This is a genomic window from uncultured Winogradskyella sp., from assembly GCF_947501905.1.
Classification (GTDB): Bacteria; Bacteroidota; Bacteroidia; order Flavobacteriales; family Flavobacteriaceae; genus Winogradskyella.
The window spans coordinates 39832-65866 of record NZ_CANMXL010000001.1; the positions used below are offsets into that span (position 1 = coordinate 39832).

General features: G+C 32.9%; 15 protein-coding genes. 7 read left to right on the top strand and 8 right to left on the bottom strand.

Annotated features, from left to right (window positions below):
* The first annotated feature begins 8 nt into the window (after positions 1 to 8).
* From Q0770_RS00185 to uvrB, 5 genes are all read left to right on the top strand, one after another.
* Complete coding sequence (locus tag Q0770_RS00185) at positions 9 to 2843, top strand: T9SS type B sorting domain-containing protein (RefSeq protein WP_299112798.1); 2835 nt, start codon at positions 9 to 11, stop codon at positions 2841 to 2843.
* 35 nt (positions 2844 to 2878) lie between these two features.
* A complete protein-coding gene (locus Q0770_RS00190; protein WP_299112801.1) occupies positions 2879 to 4657 on the top strand; it encodes a gliding motility-associated C-terminal domain-containing protein in 1779 nt (592 codons plus the stop codon).
* A gap of 109 nt (positions 4658 to 4766) precedes the next feature.
* Positions 4767 to 9605: a T9SS type B sorting domain-containing protein gene (locus tag Q0770_RS00195; RefSeq protein WP_299112803.1), complete on the top strand. Its 4839-nt coding sequence runs from the start codon at positions 4767 to 4769 to the stop codon at positions 9603 to 9605.
* 79 nt (positions 9606 to 9684) lie between these two features.
* Positions 9685 to 12042, top strand: a complete 2358-nt coding sequence (locus Q0770_RS00200) for a T9SS type B sorting domain-containing protein (RefSeq protein WP_299112805.1) — start codon at positions 9685 to 9687, stop codon at positions 12040 to 12042.
* A gap of 43 nt (positions 12043 to 12085) precedes the next feature.
* Entirely contained in the window at positions 12086 to 14092 is a 2007-nt protein-coding gene (gene uvrB / locus Q0770_RS00205; protein WP_299112807.1) for an excinuclease ABC subunit UvrB, read from the top strand.
* Between the two features lie 10 nt (positions 14093 to 14102).
* On the opposite strand, the gene Q0770_RS00210 is transcribed toward uvrB, so the two are convergent.
* On the bottom strand, positions 14103 to 14504 hold the full coding sequence (locus Q0770_RS00210) for a TerB family tellurite resistance protein (RefSeq protein ID WP_299112809.1): 402 nt from the start codon (positions 14502 to 14504) through the stop codon (positions 14103 to 14105).
* A gap of 175 nt (positions 14505 to 14679) precedes the next feature.
* On the opposite strand from Q0770_RS00210, the gene Q0770_RS00215 reads away from it, so the two are divergent.
* Positions 14680 to 14943 (top strand): DUF1456 family protein, encoded by a 264-nt coding sequence (locus Q0770_RS00215; protein ID WP_299112811.1) that lies wholly within the window; start codon positions 14680 to 14682, stop codon positions 14941 to 14943.
* A gap of 30 nt (positions 14944 to 14973) precedes the next feature.
* Here the strand turns inward: Q0770_RS00215 and sucC are convergent, their stop codons facing one another.
* The 4 genes from sucC to Q0770_RS00235 form a co-directional block, all read right to left on the bottom strand.
* Positions 14974 to 16164 (bottom strand): ADP-forming succinate--CoA ligase subunit beta, encoded by a 1191-nt coding sequence (sucC, locus tag Q0770_RS00220; RefSeq protein WP_299112813.1) that lies wholly within the window; start codon positions 16162 to 16164, stop codon positions 14974 to 14976.
* 108 nt (positions 16165 to 16272) lie between these two features.
* Positions 16273 to 18636 (bottom strand): hypothetical protein, encoded by a 2364-nt coding sequence (locus Q0770_RS00225; RefSeq protein WP_299112815.1) that lies wholly within the window; start codon positions 18634 to 18636, stop codon positions 16273 to 16275.
* 3 nt (positions 18637 to 18639) lie between these two features.
* Positions 18640 to 20127 carry a carboxypeptidase-like regulatory domain-containing protein gene (locus Q0770_RS00230; protein WP_299112818.1) on the bottom strand — a complete coding sequence of 496 codons (1488 nt, stop codon included), beginning with the start codon at positions 20125 to 20127 and terminating at the stop codon, positions 18640 to 18642.
* A gap of 68 nt (positions 20128 to 20195) precedes the next feature.
* Positions 20196 to 21806: a carboxypeptidase-like regulatory domain-containing protein gene (locus Q0770_RS00235; protein WP_299112820.1), complete on the bottom strand. Its 1611-nt coding sequence runs from the start codon at positions 21804 to 21806 to the stop codon at positions 20196 to 20198.
* 159 nt (positions 21807 to 21965) lie between these two features.
* Here Q0770_RS00235 and lysA point away from each other — a divergent pair, with 159 nt between their 5' ends.
* Complete coding sequence (lysA, locus tag Q0770_RS00240; RefSeq protein WP_299114042.1) at positions 21966 to 23171, top strand: diaminopimelate decarboxylase; 1206 nt, start codon at positions 21966 to 21968, stop codon at positions 23169 to 23171.
* Here lysA and Q0770_RS00245 read toward each other — a convergent pair.
* From Q0770_RS00245 to Q0770_RS00255, 3 genes are read right to left on the bottom strand one after another with little or no spacing between them, the layout of a single operon-like run.
* A complete protein-coding gene (locus tag Q0770_RS00245) occupies positions 23168 to 23743 on the bottom strand; it encodes a hypothetical protein (protein ID WP_299112822.1) in 576 nt (191 codons plus the stop codon). The genes lysA and Q0770_RS00245 overlap by 4 nt on opposite strands.
* A 1-nt stretch (position 23744) precedes the next feature.
* Positions 23745 to 25157, bottom strand: a complete 1413-nt coding sequence (locus Q0770_RS00250) for a M20/M25/M40 family metallo-hydrolase (RefSeq protein ID WP_299112824.1) — start codon at positions 25155 to 25157, stop codon at positions 23745 to 23747.
* Positions 25150 to 26028, bottom strand: a complete 879-nt coding sequence (locus Q0770_RS00255) for a PPK2 family polyphosphate kinase (RefSeq protein ID WP_299112826.1) — start codon at positions 26026 to 26028, stop codon at positions 25150 to 25152. The genes Q0770_RS00250 and Q0770_RS00255 overlap by 8 nt, the downstream gene beginning before the upstream one ends.
* Between the last annotated feature and the right edge of the window lie 7 nt (positions 26029 to 26035).

The window sequence follows — 26035 nt, forward strand, 5'->3', positions numbered from 1 at the left end:
ATGTAATAATGTTAAAACAATTAGTCACAGTTTTTTGTTTCTTCAGTCTTTTTGGTTTTAGTCAAAATCAAAGTGCCAATTGGTTTTTCGATCAAAACGGCGGCATTACATTTAATGATTGCGATGATGAAGTAGTTTCAAATACTTCTGGTAGAATTACCACTGATCAAGTTGGTCCTGGTAAAGGAAACTCTGCTCTTTCAGACAAATACGGTAATCTATTATTTTACTCCGATAGTAGAACTATCTATGGTGCAGACCATCAACCATTACCAAATGCAGATACAGATTTAGGCACAGGAATAAAAGGTCATAGAAATTCCATAATTCTTCCTCAGCCTGGCAGTGATAATTTATTTTACATATTTACTATAGATTTGTTAGGGCCAAATAATATAGATGATGATGGTACTCACTCTGGTTTAAACTACTCAATAATTGATTTAGATCTTCGTGGCGGTTTAGGAGATGTTATAAATAATCAAAAAAATACAGAACTCATTACCTTTATAGAAAATGACCCTGAAGAGTCTGAGATAAAAGTTAGTGATTTACTAACGGTCGTCAGAGGTTCTGATTGTAATTCTTATTGGATAATCACTCATTTTCAATCTAATTTTTATGCATTTTTTTTTGATGAAAACGGGGTAACCACTAATCCAATAATATCATCACTTCCTCCATTAATTGAAATTGTATCTTTTGCTAACGGCTCTAATTTTTACACTGGCGCAGATGTCTTAAAAACATCACCTAACGGAAATAAAATAGCAGTTGCTCATCGAAGTTACTACCTTTTAGACAATGGTAATCTTGGACTAGAAAGTGAAGTTTACATCTATGATTTTGATAACACCTCTGGTGTATTTTCAAACCCAAATAAACTTATAATAGGTAATACAGACGACTACTTAATATTTGGTTTAGAATTTTCTGCTTCAGGTAGATATTTGTACGGTAATGCACGAGTTATTTTAAATGAAGGCACTAGTGCTTCCGATTTTTCTAGTGATGTAAGTCTATTTCGTTGGGACTTAAATGGAAACAACGCCTCCCAATCTAATCTTATTTATGAATCAGATAGTGTCCAGTTTACTTCCATGCAATTAGGTTTAGATAATAGAATATACTTATTAAACTTAGCTGGAGCAAATGAGACAGAATTTACAAGGTATCTTGGAGTTATTTCAAATCCCGATAGCGGAGGAAATATAAACATTAACAATCAAGCTGTACTTATAGACTCAAACGGTGATTTTAACAACACAGCAATTGGCAGCTTACCTCAAATAAATAGGCAATGGTTTAATACTAATATAAGTTTGGTAGACAATGGCCGCGGTGGTTGTGAATTGTCATTATGCGGAACGGAGAGCAGATATCTTACTGCAATAAATATTATGGATGCAGACTATACTTGGTTTAAAGATGGTATTGAAATTTTAGGTGAAGATGAGTTTAGATTATTAGTAAGCGAAGTTGGTTTCTATGAAGTATTTGTGGAGCCTAATGATGGTAGATGTCCATTTGAAGGTTTTGCTACTGTTACAATATCTAATGATTTTCCATCTGCTGTTGATGCATCAATTTTTCAATGTGATGAAGATGGAATAAATGATGGTAGCACACTCTTTAACTTTAACCCTTTATTTAGTACTATCACAAATAATGAGCCTAACAGAGGTATTAAATATTATGAGACTTTAACCGATGCGGAAAATGAAGAGAATCAAATTTTAAACACAACCAATTACAACAATACAAGTAATCCTCAAACTATTATTGCATCGGTCATAAACTTAGATTCCGGTTGTAGAGCTTACGCAGAAGTTACACTTGAAGTAAGTGTTACAAATTCAAATGACACGCTTCTAAGTGGTTGCGACACTGATGACATACAAGACGGAATAGGAGAATTTACTCTATCTGACGCTGACGCCTCAATTTTGCAGGGCTTACCGAGCGGATTAACTGTAACCTATCATGAAACATATGAAAATGCATTGTCCAAATTATTCATTCTTCAAAATAACTACACAAATACAGTTCCGTATAATCAAACTATATATGCTCGAGTAGAAGATGGATTTAATTGTTATGGCATTAGTGAGGTAGATTTAGAAGTTTTTCCTACTCCAAATATTGAAACTGAATTTGAAACTATTTACTGTTTGAATTCATTTCCTGAAAAAATAACATTAACTGGAGGTGTTTTAAATGATATTCCTAGCAACTATTATTACGATTGGTCTACTGGAGAAAACATACAAAATATTGAAGTTAATATACCAGGCATATACACAGTAATAGTCACCAATGTTGACGGCTGCTCAAAAGAAAGGACTATCACAGTTTTAGCATCAGATATAGCAATAATTACCGATGTACAAATTACTGATGCAACTAATAACAATACAGCAACAATACTCGTTTCTGGTGATGGCGATTACGAATTTGCCCTAAATATAGACGGACCATATCAAGACAATAATACCTTTAATAATTTAGCTCCTGGATTCTATACAGTATTTGTGAGAGATAAAAATGGCTGTGGCATTACTGAAGACATAATCTCAGTTATTGGTTTTCCAAAGTTTTTTACACCAAATGGAGATGGCCAAAATGATTTTTGGCAAATAAAAGGCTTATCCTCTACTTCTCCTCTCAAAGAACCAATCCTTATTTTCGACAGATACGGAAAATTACTAACTAAAGTAAACCCTACTAGCTCTGGATGGGATGGTAATTACAATGGCAATCCTATGCCTAATAGTGATTATTGGTTTACTGTAACTTTACAAGATGGCAGACGCTTTTCAAGTCATTTTACATTAAAGCGATAAATAAAATGTATTTTTAGTTACTTAAAATCTACCCTTTGAAACTTAAAACAATATGCATAATTTGTTTTTTTTCTTGTGTATTCAGTAGTTATGCACAAGACATAAGCTTGTTTCAACAATTTAATGGACGTTATGATTATACCGCAATCGGAAATACACTAAACACTTCAGAAAATGGGAATTTTTCAGTTTGTGAGATACTCACAAGTTCTTCAGCAGATTTAGAACTTCTAGATAGCCAGACCATAATTGCAGCTTATCTCTATTGGGCGGGCTCTGGTGATGGTGATTTTGATATTAATGTAAATAATATTCCTGTTACTGCAGCACGTACTTTTAGTGATGCTTTAGACGATACAAGAGTATTTTTTGCGGCATATGCAGATATTACAGACATCGTTACGGATAGCCAAAATGGGACTTATACTATTTCAGATTTTGATATTACATCTGTGATTAATCCGTATTGTCCAACTGGCACAAACTTTGGAGGCTGGGCAATAACTGTAATCTATGAAGATAACTCCTTACCATTAAATCAATTAAATGTTTATGATGGTTTACAAAGTGTACCAGAATCGTTAACTATCACTTTAGGCAATCTTAATGTCTTAGATAACGATAACGCAAAAATAGGTTTTATTGCTTGGGAAGGCGACCGTGCTTTAGCTGTAAATGAACAGCTTACAATTAATGGTAATATTATTGGTAATCCACCTCTTAACCCAACTAATAATGCCTTTAATGGCACAAACAGTTTTACTGGAGCCACTAACCTATTTAATATGGATATTGATGTCTATAATATACAAGATAATATTGCCATTGGTGATACAACTGCTACCATAAGTTTGACTTCAGGTCAGGATTTTGTAATGATTAATAACATAATAACGGTCCTGAATAGTCAATTACCTGATGCTACGGTCTCAATAAATGATATCGAGTTAGAATGTGATAGTAGAGACATTATTGTAGACTATACAATTAGCAATACTAATAGTACTGGTGTATTAGCTCAGAATACGCCTATTGCTTTTTATGCTAATGATATACTAATTGGTCAATCACAAACCAATACAGACATACCAATTGACGGAAGTGAAAATGGAAGTATAACGCTTACTATACCAGAAACTACACCTGATGAATTTACCTTAAAAATAGTTGTTGATGATGATGGTACTGGCAACGGTATTATAATTGAAGCTAACGAAACTAATAATGAGGCATCTGAACAAGTTGAATTATTAATTATACCAGAAATTATAATTCTACCCGGATTATTGGAATGCAACATTGGTTTTGAAAAAGCTGAATTCAATTTACCTCAAGCTATTGAAAATCAAGAAGATTTCGTTAATGCGGATTTTCAGTTTTATGAAACTCTAGAAGATTTAAAAGATGAGATCAGTACGATTTCATCTCCAGAGGCATACACAAATAATACTAATCCTCAAATCATATACATTAGATTAGAGAAAGCTATTTGTTATGAGATTTTTCAATTCAATATTGAAACAGAAAACTGTCCCCCAGAAATTCCTCAAGGGTTTTCTCCAAATAATGACACTATAAATGATTGGTTTAATATCCAAGGGCTATATGATATCTTTATTTCTCATGAGTTAAAGATATACAACAGGTTAGGAACTTTTATCTTTGAAGGAAATAACCAAAAACCTTGGTTAGGTTATCCAAACAGAGGTATTAATCAAGGAAATCGTGTTCCAGTCGGCACCTATTATTATGTACTAAATTTACAAGATTCAAACTATGAACCTATAGTAGGTTGGGTATATGTGAATTATTGATATTGCATTTCATCGATTTTTTTTGCATTTCATCTTATTTTTGTTACTTTTGATTCTGATTAACAAGGTTATGCTTGTTATAATAATATCAATCCCCAAATAAAACTAGATGAGATTAAATAAAAATTGTTTCATTTTTACCTGTTTTTGGCTACTTAGCCTCAATCTTCTCATTGCCCAACAAATTTCTGTAGACAATACATTATCTGTTCAACAGCTAGTAGAAAATACTTTAGCACAAGAGTGTGTAGAAATATCAAATATTAGCTCAACTGTAAACGGAAATGTTGTTGGCTTAGGTAGTTTTGGTTTTTTTGAACGCGGGTCTTCAAATTTTCCATTCGAAAATGGGATGATTCTATCAACAGGAAGTGCAAATTCGGCTGGAAACGGCGTTAATAATGATGTTTTAAATGAAGGAGAAACTGCTTGGGGTACCGATACTGATTTAGAAAATACACTTGGTATTTCTAATACAACCAATGCCACTACTATTGAGTTCGACTTTATTTCAATCTCAAACACATTACAAATAAATTATATACTAGCATCGGAAGAATACTTTGCAAATTTTCCTTGTCAATATTCTGATGGTTTTGCTTTCTTAATAAGAGAGGCAGGCACTGGTAACCCTTATACAAACATTGCACTTGTTCCTGGCACAAATACTCCTGTAAACACTACTACTATTCATGATGAAATTGAAGGGTTTTGTCCAGAAGAGAATAGTCAGTTTTTTGATGGTTATAATGTTGGTGACACTAACTATAATGGCCGCACAACAGCTCTTACAGCTACCGCTAATATTACACCTGATGTGACTTATCAAATAAAATTGGTAATTGCAGATCAAACAGACCGCAATTACGATTCGGCAGTATTCATTGAAGCTAATAGTTTTACGCCTACAGTTGATATAGGAGATGATTTGAGTACATGTGCAGATAGCATTATGCTTAATGGAGACATAAATAACCCCAATGCTCAATACGATTGGTTTTTAGATGGTAGCCCAATCGGAGGAGCCCATCAACCAATCTATGACGTTGTACAAAGTGGTACGTATCGATTATTAATAACTATTCCTCTTGGTGATAGTTTCTGTACTATTGAAGATGAAGTAACTATAGACCTAAGTAATACGCAGAGTGCAACACCAATGACTAATATGGAGGTCTGCGATGATCCAAGCAATGATGGTGTTGCGTTTTTTAATCTTAACTCCAAGGATCAACAAGCTCTAAATTCTGTTGCTCCTGGCAATTATGCAATTACATATCATACTTCGCTACCAGATGCACAAAACAATTTAAGCCCAATCTCAGGAAATTATCAAAATGTAATAAGTCCACAGCTTATATATGTTCGTATTATTGATATAGACACTGGTTGTTTGGCAATCAATCAATTTCAACTTATAGTCAATCCAAGACCTGACCCTATATTACCTCAGGTTCTAGATGTATGTGATGATCAAGTTATTGACGGGTTTACAACTATAGACCTAAACGATTTAAATAATGGTATTACTAATGGACAAGGTAATCTTGTTGTGACCTATCATTACACTCAAGCTGATGCAGATGCAGGTGCTAGTCCTATACCAATGCCATATGTTAACGATAGTGTTAATAATCAAGTTTTTATTAGTGTCGCTGATGCTCAGTCTGGATGTAACACTACTACAACATTAGATATTACGGTTTTAGCGCCGCCACAAATTGAAAACAATCAAAACTATTACATAGATGCTTGTGATAGCGATTACGATGGTTTTGCAAATTTTAATTTAACAGAAGTAGAAGCTGAAATTTTAAATGGGCTTACAAACGTTATAGTAACTTACCATTTAACTCAAGATGATGCACTATCAGGCGATAACCCAATTCCTGACCCAACAAACTTTTTTAATACTGTACAGTTTACTCAAATTGTTTTTATAAGAGTTGTCGATAGTGCTACTGGTTGTCCATCGATAGCTCCAATTGAGGTGCATCCTAATTTGTTATTAACTGGACCTGACTTTTCGGATAACGTATTATGTGATACTGATAATGACGGCACGGAACCTTTTGACCTTGTAAATGTTACAGGACTAATTTTAGGAGATATACCAGATGTAACAATAACTTTCTACGAAACTGTAGATGACAGAGACAACAATAATAATCCTATAGATACAAGTATTGATTACTCACCACCAAGTGTACCGCAAACATTATACTTAACGCTTACAAGTCCAATATGTACTGAAGTTGAAGAGGTAATCTTAGATTTAATTCCAGTAACTGAGTTTCCAGATTTATCTCAACAAACAGTTTGCGATACAGATCAAGATTTAAGGACAACTATAAACCTATCTGACTATGATGTTTTAATAACACAAGGCCAACCAGGATTTAATGTTGCTTATTTTGAAACATTACAAGATGCTGAAGATAACGTTAATCCACTTCCAACTATATATCAAAACACACAAGATTCTTTTACAATTTTCGCGACTATTACTTCATCAACTACATCGTGTAGTGATATTTCAAGTTTCGAAATTTTAGTAAATCCAGCGCCATTAACATCTTCTCCAAACCAAATAATAATTTGTGATGATGACCAAGATGGTTTCTTCGTTGTTAATTTAGAAGATTCTATACCAGAAATTGCAGCTTCAACCAATGACCTTATCATAACATTTCATAATTCAGTTGTAGACGCAAATACTGGAACTAACCCAATAATAGACCCTGAGACATACAACACACAAACAGATATAATAACTGTTAGAATAGAAAGTACGCTGACGGGGTGCATATCTACAGAAAGCATAAATATTACTATCAACACATTACCTGTATTTCCTGTCATTTCAGAATTTAGATTCTGTGAAAACAATACAGATAATATCGGAGAGTTTTTATTAAGCTCAAAAGACAATGAGATATTAAATGGGCAAACAGGCAAAGAAGTACTATACTTTTTAAGTGCTGATGATGCCAATACTGGCAATAACCCAATAGATAAAAACAGTAATTTTGAGAACACAAGTAACCCACAGATTATCCATGTTCGTGTTCAAAACATTACAGACACCTCTTGTTATGGCGTGGATTCTTTTTCTTTAAATGTTGGTACAAACCCAGAATTTAATGAGCCTACAGATATTTTTGAATGTGATGATAGCTCCAATGACACCTTTGCACCGATTGACTTAGTTGCTAAAGCTGCGCAAATTAGTGACGGTATTACAGAAAATTTAGATATTACATTTTATCCTTCAGAAGAAGACTTTATAGCTGGTACAAATGCCATCGTTGGAGGCACTTATACAACTGTAAATAATCCTCAGGAGATTTATGCTTCAATTGCAAATGGAAGTATCTGTACATCTACCACCTCATTTACAGTTAATGTTATTCCTGTACCTTCTGTAACACAAATAGACCCTTTTGAAGACTGTGATATTGACTATGACGAAAGTATAATGTGGGACTTAACTGAGGCTGAAATAAACATCTTAGATATTAGGCAAAATAATATTGTGGTATCCTATTTTACATCAATTGCTGATGCTGAAAATGATTTGAATGTTATTCCTGACCCAGAGAATTTTGAAAACACTACAAATCCTCAAACAGTATTTGTAAAAGTGACTAATACAGACTTTAACTGTCCTGTAATTCTTCCTATAGAGCTTAATGTAAATATTCCGCCAGCTTTTAATGATTTTGGGGCTACTGAAATCTGTGACAATGATACTAATAGTTATGACCTAAGTCTTATAAATGCTATTATTCTTGATGCTACTAGTAATGCACTCATTTCTTATTTTGCAGATGAGCAAGATGCTATTGATAATAATAATCCTCTAATAGACGATTACACATATCAATCAAACAGTGATATTGTATATGCAAGAATAGAAGATTCGTCAACAAATTGCTTCTATATATATCCTTTTATGTTAGTAGTTAATGATAGACCAATTGCTAACATACCTGATAATCTTGAAGATTGTGACGACGATGCTGACCAACAATTAATATTTGACTTAGAAACGCAAACATCATCAATTATTGGTACTCAAGATGATACGTTTCTACTTGTTACATATCATAACTCTGAAGCTGATGCTGAATCTTACTCTAATCCATTAAACAATATATATAATGCCACTAATGATGAGGTTATATTTGCAAGAGTTACCAATACCGAAACACAATGTTACAGTATTACACAGTTCAATGTTGTTATAAATCCCTTACCAATAGTTGATATTGGAGGCCAAACTATTTGTCCTGAAAATTTTCCATTAATTGTAGATGCGAATACTGGTTTTGAAGATGATGAATACGAATGGTCAACAGGTGAAATAACATCTGAAATAGAAATTACTGAAACCGGAACATATAGTGTTACTGTAACTACACCAAATGGTTGTATGGCTACAAGTGAATTTGATGTTATCATTTCTGAACCCGCTAATATTGAAGTAGTGGAAACGGTAGACTTCTCAGACCCAAATAATATTACCATTACTGTTACGGGTATAGGAGATTATTTATTTCAGTTGGATGATATGGAGCCACAAACCTCAGGTCTTTTTGAAAATGTAGGTTTGGGCTATCACACATTAACTATTATAGATATTAATGGCTGTGCTTCAGTAACAAAAGAAGTACTAGTTATTGATGCACCTAAGCACATGACTCCAAATAATGATGGGGATTTTGATACTTGGCATATTGTAGGCGTAGAGACTCTACCAGGTACTGTGGTACATATCTTTGATAGATATGGCAAGTTATTAAAACAGCTTAGTCATAATTCTTCTGGTTGGGATGGTACTTATAATGGAAACCTAATGCCATCAAGTGATTATTGGTGGACTGCCGATGTCAAAAGAGGTGATATAGAATTTACTGCTACTGGACATTTTTCATTAAGACGATAATAAAACAAATTTTAACAACTTATAAAAAATCTTAATTTAAGCTATGCGTATATTTGCATGGCTTTTTCATAAAAGATTTATGAGGTTTATATTCTTAGTATTATCATTATTTTTTTGCTTGGCTTTTCATGCACAGAACATTACTGTAGATAGCCAGTCTTTTACACCCCAGCAACTTATTGAAGATATTTTAATAGATAGTGACTGTATTGAAAATGTTATGATAACTAATGCAGTTAGTGGTGACTTTGGAGGTGTGGAATTTAGTTATGGTTTTTTTGATGCTACAGGTACAACGTTTCCTTTTCAAAGTGGCCTTGTAATGAGTACGGGAAGATTAAGTAATGTCCCTGGACCAAATGATTCTTTAAGTGATGATAATGCGCCTGGATGGAATGGAGATAGTGACTTAGAGGCTGCATTAGATGAAACTGGCACTTTCAATGCTACAATATTAGAGTTTAGTTTTACAGCAATAACAAGTCAAATTAGCTTTAGATATTTATTTGCTTCTGAAGAATATAGAGAGAACAATCCTTTTACGTGTGATTTTTCAGATTTATTTGGATTTCTTGTTAAACCAAGTGACAACAGTGAACCTTTTCGAAATATTGCATTAGTTCCAGGCACGACCACACCTGTAAAAGTAACGACAGTAACACCTGGTGTTCCTGGAAGTTGTCCGCCACAAAATGAACAATTTTTTGGGCAATTCAATGAAATTAACCCTGCTATTTCTCCAATAAATTTTAATGGACAAACTGATGTACTCACAGCAACAGCAACAATTACTCCTGGTGTAAGTTATGATATCAAATTAGTCATTGCAGATGAATTTAATCCTCGTTTCGATTCAGCAGTATTCATAGAAGCCGGTAGTTTTCAAGCTACTAGAGATTTAGGTCAAAACAGAACTCTTGCTACAGGAAATCCTTTGTGTCAAGATGAGGAGCTTACTTTAGATGGTACAATCGCAGGAAATAATGGCTATGATTGGTTCAGAAATGGTGTTTTGGTACAATCTGATCCTATTGGTTGTACAAATTGTGGTACGTTTGAGGTTACTCAAGATGGCACGTACACCTTAGAAGTCAACCTAAATAACCAATGCATTGCAAATGGTGAAATTATTGTAGAATATGCTGCTAATCCTATTGGAACTGATGTTATACAAATAGAGTGTGATGCTGACCAAGATGGATTAACCTTTTATAATCTATTTGAACTCGCCGCGGATATCCGTAATAATGACCCAGATTTAACGGTGAGCGGTTTCTTTTTATCTGAAATGGATGCCATAGATTTTAATAATCCAATCCAATCACCAGCAAGTTTTCAAAATTCGATACCTAATCAAATTGTATATGCACGAGTAGAAAATCCTTTTGGTTGTTTTGATGTGACTGAGTTAGAATTACAAATTTCTAACAACACACTAAATATTCCTACCATAGAAGCTTGTGATTTTGATGAACATGATGGCTTTACCACTTTTGATTTAGATGAAGTTAATATGGCTATTGCAAATCAAATTCCAGTTGGTGCAAATGTGACTTATTTTGCAAACGAAGAAGATGCCTTTTCGGATATTAATAGTTTACCACTTCTATATGATAATACTACACCTGATTCGCAAACAGTGTTTGTAAAAGTTGAAAGTAATACTACCTGTTATGCCATTTCAGAAGTAAATCTACAAGTTAAGTTTACTCCAGAAGTTTCAGAAGATGAAACATTAATTTATTGTACAAATACATTTCCAGAAACTATTAGATTATTTGGAGGTGTACTCAATGACTTACCAAATAATTATCTTTATGAATGGCAGCTTAATGGAGTAACTTTAGCTGCAAATACTATCTCTATCGACATTAACGAAACTGGTGTTTACACCGTAATCATAACTGATCCAAATGGTTGTAGCGGGACTCGAGATATTACTGTAAATCCATCGGAAATCGTACAGGATATTAATATAGATGTTATTGGTACGGATACTATAAATACTATTACTATTAATACAACTGGAAACGGAGATTATGAGTACGCTCTAGATAATGAAAACGGTCCATATCAAGATGATAATGTTTTCAATAATATTATTCCTGGCTTCCACACTGTATTTGTTCGTGACAAAAACGGTTGCGGTATCGTTTCAGAACTATTTTCTGTACTTGGCTTTCCAAAATTCTTTACGCCCAACGGAGATAGTCAAAACGATTTTTGGCAATTAGACGGTATTAATTTTGATTTATACCCAAATCTTCAAGTTACCATCTATGACCGCTATGGTAAATTAATGGTAACTCAAGATGCCAACAGTTCTGGTTGGGATGGCACTTACAATAGCAACCTAATGCCAAATACAGATTATTGGTTTACTGCCAATTTTGGTGATGGCAGAACGTTCACAGGTCATTTTGCGTTGAAACGCTAATTATTAGCTTTCATTAAGGTATTCTTTATCGTAACTTTGTTTTATGCGTTTTAAAATTGAATCTGAATTCAAACCTACAGGCGACCAGCCACAAGCAATAAAACAACTTGCTGATGGTATTAATGGTGACGAAAAGTATCAAACTTTACTTGGTGTAACTGGCTCAGGTAAAACTTTTACTGTAGCAAATGTTATTGAAGAAGTACAACGACCAACACTTGTTTTGGCACATAACAAAACACTTGCAGCACAATTATATTCGGAGTTTAAACAGTTTTTTCCTGACAATGCGGTTGAGTATTTTGTCTCGTATTATGATTACTATCAACCAGAAGCATACATCCCTGTTTCTGGGGTCTACATAGAAAAAGATTTATCCATTAATGAAGAAATTGAAAAGATGCGTCTCAGCACCACTTCTTCACTATTATCTGGCCGAAGAGATGTTTTAGTAGTAGCATCTGTTTCCTGCTTATATGGTATTGGTAATCCTATTGAATTTCAGAAAAACGTCATCACTTTAGAACGCGACCAAGTGATATCAAGAACAAAACTATTACATCAACTAGTACAGAGCTTGTATTCGCGAACTGAAGCTGATTTTAAAAACGGAAATTTCAGAATCAAAGGTGATACTGTTGATGTCTTTCCTGGATATTCAGATAATGCGTTCCGCATTCATTTTTTTGGAGATGAAATTGAAGAAATTGAAGCTTTCAATCCATATTCTCAAGAGGTTATTGAAAAATATGACCGATTGAATATTTATCCTGCAAATATGTTTGTAACATCACCAGATGTGCTTCAGAATGCAATTCATAGCATCCAAGATGATTTGGTAAAACAGCATGATTATTTTAAAGAAATTGGCAAACATCTCGAAGCAAAACGCTTAAAAGAACGTACAGAATTTGACCTTGAAATGATTCGCGAACTCGGTTATTGTTCTGGTATTGAGAATTATTCACGTTACTTAGACGGGAGAGCTGCTGGTACGCGCCCATTCTGCTTATTAGATTATTTTCCTGAGGATTTTTTGATGGTCGTAGATGAGAGTCATGTCACTATTTCTCAAGTTCATGCCATGTATGGAGGAGACAGAAGTCGTAAAGAGAATTTGGTTGAATATGGTTTTCGACTACCAGCCGCAATGGATAATAGACCTTTGAAATTTGAGGAGTTTGAATCTTTACAGAATCAAGTGATATATGTTTCGGCTACTCCAGCTGATTACGAAATGCAAAAAACAGATGGTGTTTATGTAGAGCAAGTTATTCGTCCTACTGGCCTACTCGACCCTATTATAGAAGTACGCCCGAGTTTGAACCAAATCGATGATTTAATTGAAGAGATTCAAACCCGTGTTGAAAAAGATGAACGCACATTAGTAACTACTCTAACAAAAAGAATGGCTGAAGAATTGGTAAAATATTTAACCAGAATTGCTATTCGTTGTCGTTATATTCATAGTGATGTTGACACTTTAGAACGTGTAGAAATTATGCAGGATTTACGCAAAGGTGTATTTGATGTCTTAGTGGGTGTAAACCTACTTCGTGAAGGTTTAGATTTACCAGAGGTATCTCTTGTAGCTATATTAGATGCAGATAAAGAAGGTTTTCTTCGCAGTACACGCTCGTTAACCCAAACCGTAGGTAGAGCCGCTAGAAACCTAAATGGTAAAGCGATTATGTATGCCGATAAAATCACGAAGAGCATGCAAAAGACAATTGATGAGACCAATTACCGGCGTGAGAAACAAATAGCATACAACACAAAATATAACATTGTTCCTAAAGCATTAAATAAAAGCTTGGACAGTGCTTTAGCTAAAAATTCTGTAAGTACTTACAGGACAGAATTAGATGCAAAACTTGCTGCAGAATCAGAAAGCAAATATCTAACCAAAGGAGAATTAGAAAAGAAAATAAGAGAGACTAGAAAATCAATGGAACAAGCTGCCAAAGCATTAGATTTTATGGAAGCTGCAAGGTTTAGAGATGAAATTACTGCTTACCAAGAGCGTTTAGAAAAACTAAAAGTGAAATAGGTGTTTACTACTAGTTGTACTGCACCTTAAAAATGTCTATTAAAAAATCTGGAGGAACTATCTTATTTGGAAAACTATCCATCAAATCTAGTACGCGATTAATAGATTCATGACTTAATCCCATTCTTAATCCAAAATTATGAATTTTCACAAGTTGTTTGTTAGACACTTTATGATCCAAATTCATTAATAGTACTAACCTGTGAAACTGTACAATACGCTCACTATGCGATTTAAGGTTTACATAAGTAATTGGATGCTCAATAAGGTAGTTAAAATCAGCCTCAGAAATCTCTAACTGTTTAGCTATACCAAGTAAAAAATTATACTCAATGGATTTTATGCTATCGTCTCTCTGCGCAAATGCAATCAACTCTGAAAGCAAACTTAATTTTTCAACGCGATTAATCATAGGAGGGTTTTCCGAGGGTTTTGTACAATACAAATTTAAAGAGTAGTAGAATTTTATTGTCGTTGATATAATGTATCTTGTCGAAAAATTTAATGTATTTAATCGGTGTTTTTAAGCTTTTATCAACGCTCAAGCAATAAGATTAAATATCTTAAAAGAAATAATATCATTTTTCATGACAAACAACGATATATTTAAAAAACTTAGAGTCGCACATAAGCTTCGTGATGATGACATAGTAAATATTATGAAATTAGTAGACTTTAGAATCTCTAAAAGTGAGCTCAATGCCCTCTTTAGACGTGAAGACCACCCAAACTATATGGAATGTGGTGACCAAATTTTAAGAAACTTCTTAAATGCTTTAATTATTCATTTAAGAGGACCAATGCCAAAGAAAGGAGAACAACATAAACCAAAAAAAAAGAGCAACGATTAAGTTGCTCTTTTTTTGTTTAAAATTATATATCTAAGATAACACTGCTTGTACTTTATCAGCAGCTTCCTGAAATTCAGTAGCACTTAATACATCCAAACCAGAATTATCAATTAACTCTTTTGCGATATCTGCATTAGTTCCTTGCAAACGTACTATAATTGGCACGTTAATGTTACCCATATTCTTGTATGCATCAATAACACCTTGAGCAACACGATCACAACGAACGATACCTCCAAATATGTTAATCAAAATGGCTTTTACAGCTGGGTCTCTTAAAATAAGCTCAAAAGCAATTTCTACACGTGCAGCATCTGCTGTACCTCCAACATCCAAGAAGTTAGCTGGCTCACCTCCTGCTTGTTTAATTAAATCCATTGTAGCCATGGCTAAACCTGCGCCATTAACCATACAACCAACGTTTCCATCAAGGTCAACATAATTTAATCCATGTTCTCCAGCTTCAACTTCTACTGGGTTTTCTTCACGTTTGTCTCTTAATTCTGCTAAATCTTTATGTCTAAATAACGCATTACCATCTAAAGTTACTTTAGAATCTACTGCCATTATTTTGTCATCACTTGTTTTCAACACTGGGTTGATTTCAAATAATGAAGCATCCGATTTTACATAAGCCGTATATAATGCAGAAACAAATTTTGTCATTTCTTTAAAAGCTGCGCCTGACAATCCTAAATTAAAAGCTACACGACGCGCTTGAAAACCTAAAAGGCCTAAAGCTGGATCAACTTCTTCAGTAAAGATTAAATGTGGCGTTTCTTCTGCAACAGTTTCGATATCCATTCCTCCTTCAGTAGAATACATAATCATATTTTTGCCTGTTGCTCTATTTAAAAGCACTGACATATAATATTCTTCTGGCTCATTATCACCTGGATAATACACATCTTCGGCAATTAAAACCTGATGTACACGCTTACCTTCTGCAGATGTCTGTGGTGTAACCAAATCCATACCTATGATTTGCCCAGCAATTTCTTCTACTTCTTGAAGATTTTTTGCAAGCTTTACGCCACCGCCTTTTCCTCGTCCACCGGCATGAACTTGCGCTTTTATAACATGCCATCCTGTTCCGGTTTCTTCAGTTAATTTTTTTGCAGCATCAACAGCTTCTGAAGCAGTTTGTGCAACAATCCCGCGTTGGATACGTACTCCAAAACTGCTTAATAATTCTTTTCCTTGATATTCGTGTAGATTCATTTGTTATCAGAAATTTATTCGTTGCGCAAAAATAAGGATAGTAAAACGTTTCTCAAATAGTTTTTGATTAAGATTTGACTATTGATAAATGACTTTTTTAATGCTGAGTTAATTGACAGTTATAATTTCAGAAATTAACGAATCAGAATTTACAACACCTTCCAAGTATATATTAACAGGCTGTCCAATATTTTGAATTTTCATATTAATAAATCCATTTTCAACTTTAAGGTTAGGCTGCCAATCTATAGTACCATAATCTTTAAAAAATTGACTATTATTTGAGCCAAATCTCGGAGTATAAAACTTTTTAGGCGTTGAAAAGGTCAATGGAATCTTATATTCTGTAAAAGCTATCTTAGATTTAACTTCAGGTCTTTTACTTGGGTCTGTATAAATCCTAATAACGCCTGCACTAGCTCTGAGACCTTCTCCTATTCCTCCTCTATTAATCTCTACATAATCTACATTTCGCATACTAAATTCATTCAGAAAATTATAATCCACGAGATATACTCCGTCTAAAAAAATCCTAGGTTCTTTAGTACCATTAATTGAAACTGGGCTTCTTGTCTCGATTCTAAATAATGAAATTCCTCCGGAATTCTCTCCACGAATTTCTTTTGTTGTTTCTACAAGATAGCCGTGAGAGCTAATAAACTGAGCAAATGTTCTGTAACGGCGCTTCATCTTTTCATCGAATTCATGTATCTTACCTATTGTTTTATTTTGTAGTTTTTCTATTCTTGTGTACTCTTTAATCTTCACAAGTTTTACCTCATCTAATTGTTGTACTTTATCTAAACCTACAAGCGGTGTAATGTTATAACCTTGATTAGCTGCTTGATTGCCTTGCTCAATAGATATACTATTACTAATATTATTAAATTCAGGGATGCTATTTGTTGTAAAGTTCACAACAAGACTTGCCTCACCTACTTTTTTGTTTTTTTGTACTTGACCTATTCTCAATAACTCTCCGTCCATTGGGAAGAAACCAATTTTATCTACAAAATCATTAGGTTTCACGTCTATTAACTCTGATTTTGTATTGTAGTTTGGGTAAACTAAGAACGTTTCTTCTCTTTTAGAATTTGACGATAATTTATAATCAACTCCATACTCAAAATCGTAAGTCATTTCTGGTTGATTATTAAAAATAGTGTTCCAATCATATCTACTCCAACCCTGCGTTAAAAGTAGTTGGTCTAATTCTTTAATTTTCGTAGAATTAATATCATTAAAAAAATAATTTGCGTTTTCTATTGGACCTTTTAGATAAGGACTAAGCAAAATAGAAGAAAGGATATTGCTATTATGATTGTATGATTTTGTCTCTGCTGGCAATACCGATGCACTTAGGCTTTGTAATTTATCTTTAGAAATACTGTTTATTGCAATCTTAATGTCTATACTATCTTTTTGTTTTTTAGCATCATAAGAGCTAGAAGATGAAATATTTAAGCCTTCAAAGTTAAAACTCATTCTTTCTGCAATAGCTTCTCCGCTACTATTGAAAAGTGTAAAAATATTGATACCAGGAAATAAATCTTTTTTAGAAAACTTAAATAATTGTGTTGGCTTGTCTTGAAAAAGAAAATCATAACCAAGCATATCTACACTATTATGTATGGTTAGCTTAAATGGCTTATTAATTGCCTGGGCTAGAGTCTGAGTATTAGTTTTTACATAAACTTCTACATCTGAATCTGTTTCTTTTATCTGAAGTAAAAGACCTTGACTTTCGACAGTAGGAATCTTCACTTCGTATTTATTATTATTGTAATAATAGGTGGCTTTATATTTTGAAGCTGATTTTGGTGATACATTAAATATGTTTGTACCCAAATGATTAAGCTCGACCTCAGATAACTCTTTACCGTCCTCATATAATGTTACTCGCAAATTTTTAACTGCCTTCCCTAAGCTATCTTTTGCTATTATACCAACTCTATTTGTTGTGTTTGCCAGTAAATGACCACTTTCAGGCAATAATTGCACATCAATAAGATTATTTGTTTTTAATGGCTTATCAAACTCCTTTTCTTGGGGGTTAATAATCTTTATTTTAGACTCATGGTGCACATACTCATCTTGAAAATTTCTTGACCAATTAGTGTACGTTTTTAATGTATATTCTCCTGATGTAAAAGTACTATCTATTGCAAACTCGCCATTAGCAACACCATTAAAACCCATTATCATTTTTTTCTTAATAGGCCTGTTCTCATTATCATAAAGTACACAATAAATATTAGCAGTTTTTGTTGAAAGCTCCATATTATCTTTTGAAAGAACATAGGTCTTGAACCAAATAGATTCGCCTGTAATAAATGTAGATTTATTAATATGCGAATAGATTTGCTCTCTGGTTAACTCAGCAAAATCCTCAAAGTTATCTTCGATATCCTCAAAATCTGATTGAGCATTTACTAAAGTTATTGAAAAGAAAAAAAATAAAAATAGTCTCATCTTTTATTTGCTTTTTAAAGGTGTATTTAACCAATAGGTGCTTTCGTCTTTATTATTCACTTTTTCTGCCTCTGATAATGGGCTGTAATTATTAATTGTAGGTATATCGTATGGTATTTTCTTATCTACAAAAACTTCTTGAACAAAATACTCTCTGTATTGAAAACCTTTAATTTCAGGCGCTTTAAACAGTTTTCTTTTAGATACGTCATAAATATTTTTTATGCGATGAGTAAATTGACTCATATCTGTTTTTTCATCTACATTAGGTAAACTCCAAGCTTTAATTTTTGCTTTGACTGTTACTGAGTCTATTAACTCTATAGTTTCTACAAGTAGTTTCTTTTTATTAAACCTAAATTTAAAATCTTTCTTGTCTAATGTTGCTGTATCTATCTCGTTATTAAACTTTACATAGAATGCTTTTTCATTTAGATTAAAGTCTACGCCATCTAAATCAAATTTAAAAGCATCATTAACTACAAATTGATTATTAAACGTAATGTAATTTAGGTACATTAAATCATTTTTCTTTTTATACTCTATAGCCACCTCAAACAATGGATTCAATGAAGCTTTTTCGTATACAGCATAATTAAATTTATGTATTGCAAAATCTTCTTTTGAAATATAGATTTTCCCTTTTGCACGATGACTAGCTTTAGTAAGTGATTCTTTGGCTATAAAATTAATCTCATAAATAACTTCATCATTTAAATACACTTTCTTGATATTTGTTATCTCATGATTATCTAGAAATTTCCTTTTAAAAACATAAACAAAAGAAAAACTTAGTTGTTCATAATTTCTTATTGGGTTATGAATATTAAGAATACCCAACTCATTACCGCCTTGTCCAGAAAGTTTAGTATTACTATCTATATATTTTTTATTGCCATCATACGGTTGTAATAATGTAGAATCTCTGGGGAAATCTCGATTTTCTAGATAGCTGTATAATACATTCTTATTCTTAGAATCCATCATGATATCTGTTTGAAAACCTGCGTCAAAAGATTCTATAATAGCTTCGTTGAGATTATAATACCTATTTGTTATTAATTGATAGTCTCTGTAGTAACCTACTGTAGAGTAAGAATTTGTTGGGTAATTAGTTGGAATCCTTTCTATTGCCTTTTTTACTATTTCTCTTGGGGGCATAAATTTATCACCATTAGTCTTAGAAGCATTAATCACCACTTGATCTAGTAATTCTATTTTTGGTATAAGAGAAATAATATTTTCTTTATTAATTAATAGAGTCTTTAATTCAACCTTTAAAGTTTTATAGCCAATGCTACTAATAATTAATACGTACTCTTCTTTTTTGTATGAAAGTGGTATCCTAAAATCCCCATCAGCATTAGCTATTAAGCCAAAACTTTTATTTTCAATCTGAATGGTCGCGTATGCCACAGGAAACCCTGTTTCTTTATCTAATATTCTACATAGAATTTCCTTCTCGGCTTGAGCATAAGATAATATACTCATAAATAATAGTAGAAAAGATAATATATAACGCTTCATATTAAAAACTTTGACGTGTCAATTTACTTAATTTATTTTTCAGAATTCATTCTGCGTTTCTGTAATGGAGAATTGATAATGTAAGGTATTGTATTCAAAAGCTCATTAACCTGAGTAACCTGCAATGGTTGACCTTTGGGTGCAAATTTTAAATTATTATTAAGTGTCTTACTTTGAAAGATTTCTTGAGTAAAAAATTCTCTAAACTGATATCCTGTAACTGTTCTTGATTTGTATATGCTGCGTCCGTCAATATCTTTTACGCCTTTTATCTCAAAACTTAAATCGCTCATGTCTTTATCAAATAATTCAGCCATAGACTTATCGAAATCATTTATTTGGATTTTTACATGTTTTGGACTCATTACTTTTACAGATTTAACTAGAACTTTTCTATCCTTAAGTCTTATCTTAAAATTTCTTCTTTTTATAGTATTTGTACCTAATTTGTTATTAAAGTAAACATTAAAACATTCTTCTTCCTGATTATACGTTACACTTTCGTCTTTAAAAATAAAGTCTTCACCAACAACAAATCTATTATTAAATGATATGTAATTAAGATACATTTTACCCTTAAAATGCTTGTATTCTATCTTTACATTAAATAATGGGTTTCTTTGCTTAAAATCATACATAGTGTATGTAAAACCATGTATAGCATAATCTTTTAAAGAAATTGAAATATGACCTTCTACTTTGAGCTTTTCAATTTTTTTTGCTCCCAATACTCGCTGTTGGACACCTTTACCTTGATTTGTTAGCGTTGTAAAAGAAATATTTACTATAGGGTTTTCTTTATCAAATGTAAAACCCTCTTTCGAGAATTCATGATTTTTAATAAAGTCTTTATTAAGTTGATATACATAAGAAAAGCTATTTTTATTGTAATTTCGAATAGGATTATGGACATTTAAAATACTTAACTCGTTCCCTCCAAAACTTAAAAGTTCAGCATTCTCTACATATTTGCTTTCTCCATCATATTTTTTTGAATAACGCTTACTTGTCTTAAATTCCGCATTGGTTTTTAAAGAATAGAAAGCATTTTGGTTTTTAGCATTTTCTATTTTACTTGTAGATATTCCAGCATCAAATTGCTCTAATATGCCTTCATTAAGATTAAAATACTCATCGTTAACCAGTTGATAATCTCTATAATAACCAATTACTGAAGATGGACTCTCGTTAAGGTTAGATGGGATAAGATTTATAGCCTTCTCAACAATTTCTTTACCTAAAATCTTCCTATTCTTTTTAATTAAGTTGTTTAAGCCTAATGATTTCTGTTTATTATTATTTGTTACATTTAAAATCACGGCATCAAGTGACTCAGCCTGCGGGAACATTTTTATAACATTTAATTTACCAATTTTTAAAACTCTTGGGTTAATCTCTATTGAAGTATAACCTAACGCAGTAATTATTATATCTGGAAGATTATTAATCTCAATATAGGGCAATCTAAACTGTCCATCATAATCAGCTACTAGACCTCGATTTGTTTCTTTAAAAGCTACAGTTGCAAAAGAAATTGGCTCATTAGTTTCAGCGTCTATCAATTCTACTAGAATTTCTTTTTGTGAAAATGATGAATAGCAAATTATAAATAGAAAAGTTACAGATAATATTTTTTTAAGCATACTGAGGTTAGTTTTGAAAGAATTCACCTATAAATGTATCAAAAATCACACCAAAAAAACAATGTTATATAATTAACAAATTGTTTTAAATATGATTTTTTATATTGAAAATGAGGCAGTAATTATCCAAAAAAATACTTTTGGACAGATTAAGATAAAATAATGAGAGAAGACCTTTTACAAATAGCGAATGAATTTGGCAGTCCAGTTTATGTTTATGATTCTAAAAAAATAGTAAAGCAATATGATAGACTAAAAAAGGCGTTTAGTAATGTAAAACAACTAAAGCTAAATTATGCTGCAAAAGCACTTTCAAATATTTCTATTCTTAAATTGTTTAATTCTCTTGGTTCTGGATTGGACACAGTATCCATTCAAGAAGTAAAATTAGGTCTAAAAGCTGGGTTTAATCCAGAATCTATAATCTTCACTCCAAATGGTGTTTCCTTAGAAGAAATTGAAGCTGTTGCTGAGCTAGGTGTACAAATAAACATTGATAATCTATCCATACTAGAACAGTTTGGAACAAAGCATCCAAATATCCCAGTATGTATTCGTATTAATCCTCATGTCATGGCCGGCGGAAACACAAATATTTCTGTAGGACATATAGATAGTAAGTTTGGAATTTCAATTCACCAAATTCCGTTATTGCTGCGTATCGTTGAAAATACAAACATGAATATTAATGGTATACATATGCATACTGGTAGTGATATATTGGATATTGACGTATTCCTTTATGCCAGTGAAATATTATTTGAAACTGCAAAAAATTTCAAGAACCTAGATTTTATAGATTTTGGTTCTGGTTTTAAAGTCCCATACAAAACAGGAGATATAGAAACTAATATTGAAGAATTAGGAGAAAAATTATCGAAACGATTTAATGAATTTTGTACTAGCTATGGAAAAGAACTGACTCTTGCATTTGAGCCAGGGAAGTTTTTAGTGAGTGAAGCTGGAGTCTTCCTTGCAAAAGTAAATGTGGTAAAACAAACCACCTCAACTGTTTTTGCACAAATAGACTCTGGCTTTAACCATTTAATTAGACCTATGCTCTATGGCTCCCAACATGAAATAGTAAACATCTCTAATCCTGAAGGTCGTGAACGTTTTTACTCTGTTGTTGGTTATATCTGTGAAACTGACACATTTGCAAATAACCGACGTATATCAGAGATAAACGAAGGTGATATTCTCTGTTTTAAAAATGCTGGTGCATATTGTTTTACTATGGCAAGTAATTACAACTCGCGTTACAGACCAGCGGAAGTTTTAATACATAATGACCAACCACATCTCATAAGAGAAAGAGAAACTTTTGAAGATATCCTAAACAATCAAGTTGAGATTAAAATTTAGTTTCTAACTTTTCCTGTAAAATGATTCACCTTTGGATTAATAGGATTTCCTGATGCACGTCTGTAAGTTGCTATTTGTCCACAATGCCAAATAGCATCTGCTATAGGTCCATTAACTTGATTCCAAAACGGAATTTTTTGCTCACCAAAAATGATTTTAAATTCAGAGATATCATCACTTTGACGAAGAATATCTGCAGCGGTTTTTAAATTTTTAAGCGTTGCTACGCGTTTTTCTTCATAAGTCATTTCTTCCTTATCGCCTCTGGAATTAGGCTTCTTTAAAGTGGAATTGACAATGATTTTTGATAAATCGTATATGTGATCTATAGTCTCAGCAGTAGAACGCCCGTCTTCATTTAATTTATAAGTTAAGTCTTTATCCGTAAGCTCATGAGATGCCCAATAAAACCGAAACCCTAATCCATCCACCATACGAGCTGCCATTGTCCCAGCCGTAAATTCTTTTGAATATTCTGGCACCTCGTAGTATGGTATTTTCTCTTCTTTTTGTTCTTGTGAAAATGCTATGCAACTCATAAAAAGAGCTAAGAGGTAAATTGAATATTTCATGTTAATCTTTTATTTGAGGATTATTCTTTATTTGATTCACACCATACTTATCAAATAAATAAACTAATGATGTCATAGTTGCTGCGCCTAGTTCTAATTCTCGTTTATTTACAGCATCAAAAGTATCATTAGATGCATGATGATAATCGAAATAACGCTGCGAATCTGGGCGTAAACCCGCCAAAACAATATTATCGTTTTTTAACGGACCAATATCTGCTCCGCTATATCCTTTTTCAAAAAAGTGAATAAGATAAGGTTTAAACAAACTTCGCCATTGCTCTATTTGCGCCAGATTAGCATCACTACAATCAAAACTAAAACCTCTTGGTGTAAATCCACCCGAATCACTTTCTAAAGCAAACACATGATTTTCACCCTTTTCTTTGGCAACTTCAGCATATTTACGTCCACCCCTAAGTCCGTTCTCTTCATTCATAAATAAGACGACTCTGATACTTCTTTTTGGTTTAACACCGCTCTCTTTAAGTAATCGTAAAACTTCCATAGACTGCACAACTCCTGCACCATCATCATGTGCACCATCACCTAGATCCCAAGAGTCTAAGTGTCCTCCAACAACCATATATTCATTAGGAAACTCACTTCCTGTGATTTCGCCGATTACATTATAAGACAATACATCATCAAATTGCTGACAACTTTGCTTAAAGTAAAATTCAAGATTATTATCTTTTTCTAATAGTTCTGAAAGCGTATTTGCATCATTAGTACTAATTGCTGCTGAAGGAATACGCTTATCATTAGGTAAATCTAAATAACCCATGCTGCCTGTATGCGGAAAATCGTCTTGTCTTAAATTAAGAGACCTAACAATAACGCCAACTGCACCAAGTTTTGATGCTTCATAAGCACCTGCGTAACGTTGTTTTGAACATCCGCCATAGGCCTCAAATGTATTGATTAAATCTGCCTGCATTGCACCATTGAAGAATACAATTTTTCCTTTTATATTTTCTTCTCCAAGAACAGCTAATTCTTCAAAGCTTTTTACCTCAACAACTTTAGCCTGCAAACCTTCTTTTGCAGTTGCTGTAGAGCCACCAAGTGCGCAAATATTGACATCGATTTTTATGGTTGAATTTTCATTATTCAAAATTATTTTGCCAACTTCTTTTTCGCCTCTTACCCATTTTGGCACCATCACTTCTTGCAACCAAACTTTATCTAAACCAAGATTCTCGAGTTCAGATTTGGTATACTCTATAGCTTTTTGAGCACTTTCAGAGCCCGATAATCGGCCACCAATTTTGTTAGATAAATAATCTAACCAAGCATAACTTTGTCCGTTAGTTAGTGATTGCTTGTATATGTTTTTTAAAGTTGCTTCGTCATTTTGAGCATAGACAGAAACACTTAAAAAGGCAAACAGTATTATGACTACTCTATTCATTTTCTAATTGGGATTTATATAAATCTATATTTTCTTTTTCTTTTCCTGGTAATTCAGGCTCTACAATATCGCTGTATTGTTTAAGTGTATCGTACAATATTTTAGCAACTATGTATCTAGCTGTAGGTTTGTCATCAGCAGGAATATTATACCAAGGTGCATGTGCTTTTGAGGTATTATTTAATGCTTCTTCATAACATTCCTGATACTTCTCCCAAAGCTTACGCTCTTTTAGGTCATCTGAAGAGAACTTCCATTGCTTGTCTGGTCGGTTTAATCGACGTAGCAATCGATTTTTTTGTTCGTCTTTAGACAAGTTTAAAAAAAACTTAAAAATTATAGTACCGTTATCTGCTATGTGCTGCTCAAAATTATTAATCTCTTTAAATCTGCGATTCCAAAAATCTTGAGTAACATCAGCTTCAGAACTAATATCTGGCATGTTCTCGTACTTTAAATAATTAGGATGCACACGTGTTACCAAAACATTTTCGTAATGCGTTCTATTGAAAATACCAAATTTACCTCGAGCAGGTAAAGCCAAATAATGACGCCACAAATAGTCATGCTTTAGTTCAATGTCTGTAGGTTTTTTGAAACTATGTGCTTCGATTCCTCTAACATTAAACTCTTTAAACACCTCACGAATTAAGCTATCTTTCCCAGCTGTATCCATACCTTGAATACACATTAAAACCGAATACTTGCCATGTGCGTACATGGTATTTTGAATATCAGCAAGCTTCTTACTGAGCTTGTTCATTTTCTTCTCAATGACTTTCTCATCCTCCTCTAAATTATATTTAGTGGTAAGTTCATTAATCTTTATCTGAGATGAAATTCTGAATTCTTCAATGTTAACGTCTTTCATGATTCTA